This is a genomic window from Mesorhizobium sp. M7A.F.Ca.US.014.04.1.1 (assembly GCF_003998745.1).
Lineage (GTDB): Bacteria > Pseudomonadota > Alphaproteobacteria > Rhizobiales > Rhizobiaceae > Mesorhizobium > Mesorhizobium ciceri.
On the sequence record NZ_RZRW01000986.1, the window covers coordinates 1 to 1337 of the forward strand.

At 62.9% G+C, this 1337-nt stretch carries 3 protein-coding genes; all 3 read right to left on the minus strand.

The features are described 5' to 3' along the window. Window positions 1-180: hypothetical protein (locus EOA22_RS33815; protein WP_245478762.1), on the minus strand; the 180-nt coding region annotated here is incomplete at its 3' end. Window positions 181-222: 42 nt separating this feature from the next. Beyond that, the gene (locus EOA22_RS33820; RefSeq protein WP_063170521.1) at window positions 223-1041 is read right to left on the minus strand and encodes an amino acid ABC transporter ATP-binding protein; all 819 of its coding nucleotides are present in this window, start codon (window positions 1039-1041) and stop codon (window positions 223-225) included. Window positions 1042-1070: 29 nt separating this feature from the next. Beyond that, on the minus strand, window positions 1071-1337 hold a 267-nt coding region (locus EOA22_RS33825), incomplete at its 5' end, for an ABC transporter permease subunit (protein WP_127390625.1).

Consider the following 1337-nt stretch of genomic DNA (forward strand, 5'->3'; position numbering starts at 1 on the left):
TTCCTGCGGCGCGCGGCGTGTCGCGCCGCCGCGAAATGTGGCGATGCCGTCATAGGGCATCCCCACCACCACGGCGTCGGCCGAAAGGCCGGCCAGGTCGCGAACATGGGGAAACGCCATGAATGGCGGCACGTCACCATACATGCGGGGAACGCCCGCTGGGCTCAGGGCTTCGTTCATGGATGCGGTCCTCCGTCTTGTCTTGTCGATGGTGTCGCTGGCCTAGCGGCCGGCGACGGACTCGTTCTGGAAGAGCATGTTGCGCTGTCTCCAGGTGTCGAGGAATTCCCGCAGGCGCGGGCTTTGCGGATCGTTGAAGAGTTTGGCAGGAGGGCCCTGCTCGACCACCTTGCCGCAGTCCATGAAGACGACGCGGTCGGCGACTTGGGCAGCAAAGCCCATCTCATGCGTCACCACCACCATGGTGATGCCCTCGACAGCCAGTTGCTTCATGGTGTCGAGCACCTCGCCCACGAGTTGGGGATCGAGCGCCGAAGTCGGCTCGTCGAATAGGATCACATGTGGTTCCATGGCGAGCGCGCGGGCGATGCCGACGCGCTGTTGCTGGCCGCCTGAAAGCTGCGAGGGATAGCGCTCGGCGAAATCCGCGAGGCCGACCTTGGCCAGCGCCCGGCGTCCGCTGTCCTTCGCCTTGGCGACGGGGGTGCGCTTGGAAAGGCGTAGGCCCAGCGTCACGTTGTCCAGCACGGTCATGTGCGGCCAGAGGTTGAAGTGCTGGAACACCATGCCGACATTGCGGCGCACGGCATCGATGTTCTGTTCGCTCTCGCGCACCAGTCCCCCGGCGCCGCGCTTGTAGCCGAGCAGCCGGCCCTCGATCTCGATCTCGCCGCTCGTATAGTCCTCAAGGAAGCTAGCGCAGCGCAACAGGGTGCTCTTGCCTGATCCCGAGGGGCCGATGATGCAGACGACCTCGGAGAGATTGATGTCGAGCGATATCCCAGACAAGGCCGCGAACGTGCCGAAATCCTTGGTCAGGTTCCGTATCTTGATGACGGGCTCGGTGGTTTCAGTGGCCATCGTTTGTTCCCAATTGGTGGTTGAGCGGCCTAGAACCGCACCCGGCGCTCAACGTATTTGCCGAGCTGCGCGACTACCTCGACCAGCAGCCAGTAGAGCAGGGCAGCGGCGAGATAGGGTTCGATGACCGCATAGGTCTCGTTGACGAACTGCGTCGTGTTTTTGGTCAGCTCGGCGACGGTGATGATGGACAGCACCGCGGATTCCTTGATGAGGATGATGATCTGGTTGACCGTCGGCGGGGTGATCATGACCAGCCTCTGCGGCAACTTGATATGGCGGATGATTTTCGGGCC

Excerpts from the sequence above, each read along its gene's own strand:
- EOA22_RS33820 (WP_063170521.1), bottom strand. The coding sequence starts at position 1,041 with ATGGCCACTGAAACCACCGAGCCCGTCATCAAGATACGGAACCTGACC.